4 protein-coding genes are annotated in these 6691 nt (G+C 64.1%); all 4 read left to right on the top strand.

Annotated features, from left to right (window positions below; all coding sequences use genetic code 11):
- Nucleotides 1-141 precede the first annotated feature (141 nt).
- The 4 genes from QUW25_RS09260 to QUW25_RS09245 all read left to right on the top strand — a co-directional run bounded on the left by QUW25_RS09260 (nt 142) and on the right by QUW25_RS09245 (nt 6691).
- Complete coding sequence (locus QUW25_RS09260) at nt 142-2406, top strand: hypothetical protein (protein ID WP_289511927.1); 2265 nt, start codon at nt 142-144, stop codon at nt 2404-2406.
- 771 nt (nt 2407-3177) lie between these two features.
- Nucleotides 3178-4749, top strand: a complete 1572-nt coding sequence (locus QUW25_RS09255) for a type I restriction-modification system subunit M (RefSeq protein WP_289511926.1) — start codon at nt 3178-3180, stop codon at nt 4747-4749.
- Between the two features lie 3 nt (nt 4750-4752).
- Nucleotides 4753-5568: a hypothetical protein gene (locus QUW25_RS09250; RefSeq protein WP_289511925.1), complete on the top strand. Its 816-nt coding sequence runs from the start codon at nt 4753-4755 to the stop codon at nt 5566-5568.
- Nucleotides 5555-6691 (top strand): restriction endonuclease subunit S, encoded by a 1137-nt coding sequence (locus QUW25_RS09245; protein ID WP_289511924.1) that lies wholly within the window; start codon nt 5555-5557, stop codon nt 6689-6691. Before QUW25_RS09250 ends, QUW25_RS09245 begins: the two co-directional genes overlap by 14 nt.

Here is a 6691-nt window from a genome sequence, read left to right as displayed (position 1 = left end):
AGGGGTTTTGGCCCCGCCAAAACCACCTTTGGGCGAGTTCCGCCGCTCCGCGTCGGAACTCGGAAACCGAGGCCATCAGGCCGCAGGCACACGGCGCGCAGGTTCGCGCCGGATAGATTGACAGAAAGGGGGTGCGCCGACATGGCGCAGGCACTGAGCAAGGCGAGCGCGCACGTCTCCTCGGGGGACGTCGCCGAGCGCCACGACAGGCGCGAGTACGTTCCGAAGAACGCCGACCGGTCGCTCGGCGGCCGCAACGTCATCATCCATGACGTCGGCGACTACCGCGAGGCGATCAACGCCGAGTTCCGCGAGGACGTCCTCGCGTACAACGCCTCGCAGAAGCGCGTCGAGCGGCACAAGTCGCTCGACTACTACGCCGAGGTCGCCTCGAGCGCGCAGCAGGAGCCCGTCTACGAGTTCGTTGTGGGCGTCGGCAGCCGCGAGACGTGCGGCGTGTGCGACGACCCGTTCGACGACGAGGAGTTCGAGGCCGCTCAGGCGGCCGACCGCGCGGACGGCGGCCACCGGGCCGACGACTACGAGGCGGCTCATTTCGACGGGCGCCGCTGGGAGGCGATGAAGGCCGAGGGCCGCGAGGACGAGGCGAGCGAGTACGTGCAGCGGCACCTCGCCAAGGGCCTCAAGGCCGAGGCGCACGACAAGGCGGTCGCGATCCTCAAGGACGTCGCCCGCGCGCTGATCGAGAACAGGCCCGACCCGAGGACGGGCAGGCGTCCGATCCCGAAGGGCTTCAAGCTCATGATGGTCGTCCTCCACGACGACGAGCCGTGCGGTACGCCGCACCTGCACGTCGCCGTGTGCCCGATCGCGGAGGGCTACTCGCGCGGCATGCGCCGCCGCATCGGCCTCGCCAAGGCGCTCGAGCAGGGCGGCTACAAGGGCAAGGGCGCGATGCCGGAGCTCTACGAGCACGTCCGTCAGGACGTGATGGTGCCCATCATGAAGGCGCACGACGTCGGGCGCGAGTTCAAGGGCAACCACGAGCGCCACCTCGCGGTCGACGAGTTCCAGGCCAGGCGCGACCGCGAGCGCGCCGCCGAGCGCGCGGAGAGGGCGCGCAGCGAGCTCGCGGAGGTCCGCCGCGAGCTCCACGAGGCCGAGGACGCCGTCGGGGCCGCGCGCGCCGACGCCGACGCGGCGAGGCGCGAGGCGGCCGACACGAGGCGCGAGGCCGGCCGCGACCTCGAGCGGGTCCACCGTGCGAAGCGCGAGGCCGACCGCATGCGCGCCCGCGCCGAGGTCGCGCTCCACGGCTACGAGCCCCCGGCGGGCGTGGAGCTCGTGCCGCCCGCCGCCATGCCGCCTGAGCTGCGCGCGCTGTGGCGCCTCACCGACGGCGACGAGGGCGACGACGCGGTCTACGACCTCCCCGACGACCTCTTGGGCGAGGACGGCGAGCCCGACCTGGACGCGGCCAACGAGCGCGTGGTGGACCTCGCCGACGAGTTCGCCCGTGAGCGCGGCTATGCCCAGGCCTATGTTGACGGGGACGGCGCGTGGCTCGTCACTCCGCCGCTCGAGTTCATGCGCCAGCAGGACGGCTACGAGGACGTCGAGAGCGTCGACGAGCTCACCGACGACGACAGGCTCTACTGGTCGGAGAAGTGGTGGGACGAGGCGAGCCTCCGCATCGCCGACGCCCAGGTCCTCGGGCTCGACCCGACCGTGCCGCACCCCGGCATCGACGAGCGCGAGGCCGCCGTGGAGGCCGCCCGCGCCGACGTCGAGCGCCGCGACCGGGTCGTCGGCGAGCGCGAGGCGGCCTTCGAGCGCCTGGCGTCGAAGCGCCGTAGCGTGGTCGACGCGCTCGACGCCGAGATCGAGGCCAGGCGCGCGGAGGCGGCCCGCCTCGACACCGAGGTCGAGGAGACGAGGGGCTGGCTCGAGGGCGCCGTCGAGCACGTCAAGGCGGCCGACGCCTACGTCGAGCGGGCCAAGGCCGACGCCGAGGCGACGCGCAGGCAGGCCGAGGCCGACGCCGAGCGCACGCGCGAGCGGGCGCGGGTGGAGGCCCGGGAGGGCGTCAGCTTGGCCGTCGGCGACGCCGGCGCCAAGGTCTCACGCCTCGTCGCGGAGTTCACGTCGACGGTCGTCGGCAACGTGTGCCAGCTCGCGTTCGCGACGCTCAAGGCCATGCGGGACAACATGGCCCTCGGCGACGAGTTCGACCGAGCTGCGACGACGTGCATGGTCACGCTCCATCAGGTCGTCGAGCAGGACCGCGACGGGTCGATCGCACGGGCCATCGAGGGCAGGGCGCGCGACGTGATGAACGCCGCGTTCAGCAAGCGAGCCCGCCGCGAGGTCGTGGAGCCCGTGTTCGCGGACGACTGGGAGCCGAGGCCGAGCGGCCGCTCCCGCGACGACGGGTCGGGTCTCTGATGGCCGCACGGGGCGCCTGGAGGGCGCTGACGGCGCGGTGCAGGCACGGCCCGTAGTCCGGGAGGGTGCGCGAGGAAAACGGCCCGTCAGCGGGCCGTGAGGTAGGTCAGAAACGTTTTACGAGCGTAAACGCGCGTTTACGAGAGTGAACGGGTATTTGTACGTCCGTTGGAGGGGCGTTTGCGTGGCGTTTGAAAGGCTACGCGATCGAGCTGCGGGAACGCCGGTCGTTTCAAAGGCCGCTTACGAGGCGTTTGAAACGCCGTTGAACGGTCGTAGCCATTCGAGGGGCGTTTGTAGTGCCGTTGGAAGGATAGAGGGACTCTGAAACGGCGTCAAATATATAGTAAACCTATATGCGATAACTAGTGACTATATAGTATTTGTGCTTTAATCGGATGAACGAGATTGCGTTTGTGGCATTGGATACGCACGGAGGGTTTTATGCCTACACGTTCCGATAACGATGACGAGAAGATCGATAAGCCGGCGCATCGCAAGAGGCGGGCCAAGGCGAAGATGCGCCCCGTGTATACGAGTCTGGTTCTTTCGGTGACTGACCGAGACAAGCGAGACCTTCAGCGTTGGGCGTATGAGGATGGCGTCCCCATGGCTGTGATCGTTCGCAGACTGATTGCGACCGAGCGAGAGGATCGCGGCGAATGAGCGACGAAGGGCTGACGCTAGGCTAGGCCGCGGATTTCTGTCCGCATGACGTGAGACGATGGGCACGGCACCCGCCGGACCCGAGGAAGAAAGGGACTTGAGCACATGGCAGACAACGACACGACGAGGGCGCAGCAGCGCGCCGAGCTGCACAAGGCCATCTGGGCGATCGCCAACGACGTCCGCGGCGCCGTGGACGGCTGGGACTTCAAGATGTACGTCCTGGGCTTCCTCTTCTACCGCTTCATCTCCGAGGACCTCGCGGCCTACATCGACGAGGGCGAGCGCGAGGCGGGCGACGTGGACTTCTCCTACGCCGCCATGTCAGATGAGGACGCCGAGGCGGCCCGCGAGGGCATCGTCGAGGAGAAGGGCTACTTCATGCTGCCCTCCGAGCTCTTCGTCAACGTCGCCGCGCGCTGTGACAGGGACCCCGACCTCAACGAGACGGTCAGGGCCGTGTTCGACCACATCGAGGGCTCGAGCGTGGGCACGCCCTCCGAGAAGAGCTTCCGCGGCCTCTTCGACGACATCGACCTCAACTCGAGCAAGCTCGGAAACGGCGTCTCCGAGCGCAACGCCCGGATCGTGAAGATCGTCAAGGGCATCGCCGGGCTCGACTTCGGCGACATCGCCGACGCGAAGATCGACCTGTTCGGCGACGCCTACGAGTACCTGATGAACATGTACGCGAGCAACGCCGGCCGCTCCGGCGGCGAGTTCTTCACCCCGCAGGAGGTCTCCGACCTCCTGGCGCGCATCGTCATCGGCGACCGCACGAGCGTCAACAAGGTCTACGACCCGGCCTGCGGCTCGGGGTCGCTCCTGCTCAAGTTCGCCAAGCGGCTCGGCCAGGACAACGTCCGCCGCGGCTTCTTCGGCCAGGAGATCAACCTCACGACCTACAACCTGGCCCGCATCAACATGTTCCTTCACAAGGTCAACTTCGACAAGTTCGACATTGCGCTCGGCGACACCCTGCTCGAGCCCAAGCACTGGGACGACGAGCCGTTCGACGCGATCGTCTCCAACCCGCCCTACTCGGTGAAGTGGCCGGGCGACGAGGACCCGACGCTGATCAACGACCCGCGCTTCGCGCCGGCGGGCGTGCTCGCGCCGAAGTCCAAGGCGGACCTCGCCTTCACGATGCACATGCTCAGCTGGCTCTCCGCCGACGGCAAGGCGGCCATCGTCGAGTTCCCCGGCGTGCTGTACCGCGGCGGCGCCGAGCAGAAGATCCGCAGGTACCTCGTGGACAACAACTTCGTCGAGGCCGTCATCCAGCTGCCGGCCAACCTCTTCTTCGGCGTGACGATCGCGACCTGCGTCATCGTGCTCTCCAAGGGCAAGGCCGACGACAAGGTCCTGTTCGTTGACGCGAGCGAGGAGTTCAGCCACGTCGGGAACAAGAACGTGCTCATGCCGGAGAACGTCGACCGCATCTACGCGGCCGTCCACGACCGCAGCGAGGAGGAGCACTTCTCCAAGCTGGTCGGCATCGACGAGGTCGGTGGGGAGAACGACTACAACCTGTCGGTCGGCACCTACGTCGAGAGGCGCGACACGCGCGAGAGGGTCGACATCGCCGAGCTCAACGAGCGGATCCGTGGCATCGTCGCGCGCGAGCAGGAGCTGCGCGAGCAGATCGACGCCATCGTGGCGGACCTGGAGGCGTAGATCATGGGGCATAAGGAAGAGCAAGAGCGGGATGAGAGAGAAGTCGTAGCACGTGTTCGCGGATTCATAAATCAAAGAGAGCTGAATTGCTATTTCGGTTTTTCCTGCGACGATGTGAATAGACTGGACACGGTATTTTCGAAGTTGACGCAAAACAACGAGACGACGTTTCCCGATTTCTACGGCACTGACGCCTGTGTCGAACTGTTCAACATATCATCGTCGTTTTCTGATGAGTACAAGGGCTCTGAGCAGATGAGACAGGACGGGGAGCTGCGAGCAAAGATCGCGCGTGATGACAAGACGTCTGCCATTTCGAATGATTTCACAGCTCGGACGTACGCGCGTGTTCATCCGGATCATTCGTACGACGCCCTGACGAGAAACATGCATGAGCAGGTGCGTAAGCACGTTAAGAGCAAGCGCGCATTCGACAAGAGATTCGATACGTCTGTATTCGTCATGAATCTCGACGAATATGATTTGAGCTGCGCATTTCGCCCTCATGGACTTGTTGATGTAGACGGTTTGCGTATTGGTGATTTGGCCCCTGTCTACGCAAACGGAAAGCCATATGGCCTTTATCGTTTGTCGCGTGACCGGGAGAATCTTGAATGGTTGGCGCGGTTTGCGGGCGATGTCGACTACATTGTTTTCTGCAATCCAGAAACCATTGAGGCGATCAACGTGCATCACGTGCAGGAGATTGTTGCGTATTTGCCATGGGATATGGTTGCTGCTGCTAATCATTCAGTCACTATTGCGTCCTCTATTCCACTAGGAGACGAGAGGCCGGTGAGTCTGTATGAGCAGAATTGACGAGTTGATCCGGCAGCTCTGCCCTGACGGGGTGGAGTATCGCCCTCTGAAGGACGTAGCGACGATCAAGAACGGCAAGGACTACAAAGACCTCGGTGAGGGTGATGTCCCCGTTTTCGGTAGCGGTGGGTCCATGGGCAAGTTTGTCGACACCGCATCTCATGTAGGTCCGACGGTTCTGCTGCCTCGTAAGGGCTCGGTCAGTAACGTTTTCTACGTAGACGGACCGATTTGGAACGTCGATACGGTGTTCTACACTGAAATCGACGAGACGATGATGTTGCCGAGGTTCTTCTATCACGTGATGCTTAACGAGCACATCGAGGACCTCGCCACGGGTAGCGCCGCTCGTCCGTCGCTCACGCAAAGCGCGCTGTACAAGGTTTTGATTCCCGTCCCGCCTCTCGACGTCCAGTGCGAGGTCGTTCGGGTGCTAGACTCCTTCGCGGAGCTGGAGGCGGAGCTGGAGGCGGAGCTGGAGGCGGAGCTGGAGGCGCGCAAGGCGCAGTACGCCCACTACCGCGACGAGCTGCTGTCCCGCGAGAGCCTCGAGGTGATGGCGGGCAGCGATGTTGAGCTCGCAGAGCTGGGCGATCTCGTTGACATTCTTGATTCTAAGCGCAAGCCAGTTAAGCGTGGTGACAGGGTTGCAGGCCCCTATCCGTACTACGGTGCGAATGGCGTTCTGGAGCATGTGAACGACTACCTGTTTGACGGTACGTTCCTTCTGGTTGGTGAAGATGGCTCTGTTTTAACCGCAGAAAATAGGCCTGTTTTGAATTGGGCTGAGGGCAAGATCTGGGTAAATAACCATGCCCATATTCTTGCCGAGCGTTCTAGCGCTGCGTCGTTACGCTATCTCTATTATGCCTTGAGCATATACGATGCGACGGAATTGGTTCATGGGACTCCTCCTAAGTTGAATCAGAAGAACCTTCGTTCCATCGAGGTACTTCTCCCGCCCCTCTCCGTCCAGCGACAGGTCGTCGATATCCTCGACCGCTTTGATGCGCTCACGACCTCGCTCACCGACGGCCTTCCGGCCGAGATTGAGGCGCGGCGTCAGCAGTACGAGCACTACCGCGACAGGCTCCTCGACTTCCCTCGCAAGGAGGTGGCGTAG

Source organism: Thermophilibacter provencensis, assembly GCF_030372065.1.
Classification (GTDB): domain Bacteria; phylum Actinomycetota; class Coriobacteriia; order Coriobacteriales; family Atopobiaceae; genus Thermophilibacter; species Thermophilibacter provencensis_A.
The sequence above is the reverse complement of the archived record's forward strand: the minus strand, read 5'-3'. Positions and strand labels throughout refer to the sequence as shown.

What these genes read in the sequence shown, in the direction of transcription:
- QUW25_RS09260 (WP_289511927.1), top strand. Translation starts at nt 142, where the DNA reads ATGGCGCAGGCACTGAGCAAGGCGAGCGCGCACGTCTCCTCGGGGGAC.
- QUW25_RS09255 (WP_289511926.1), top strand. Translation starts at nt 3,178, where the DNA reads ATGGCAGACAACGACACGACGAGGGCGCAGCAGCGCGCCGAGCTGCAC.
- QUW25_RS09250 (WP_289511925.1), top strand. Translation starts at nt 4,753, where the DNA reads ATGGGGCATAAGGAAGAGCAAGAGCGGGATGAGAGAGAAGTCGTAGCA.
- QUW25_RS09245 (WP_289511924.1), top strand. Translation starts at nt 5,555, where the DNA reads ATGAGCAGAATTGACGAGTTGATCCGGCAGCTCTGCCCTGACGGGGTG.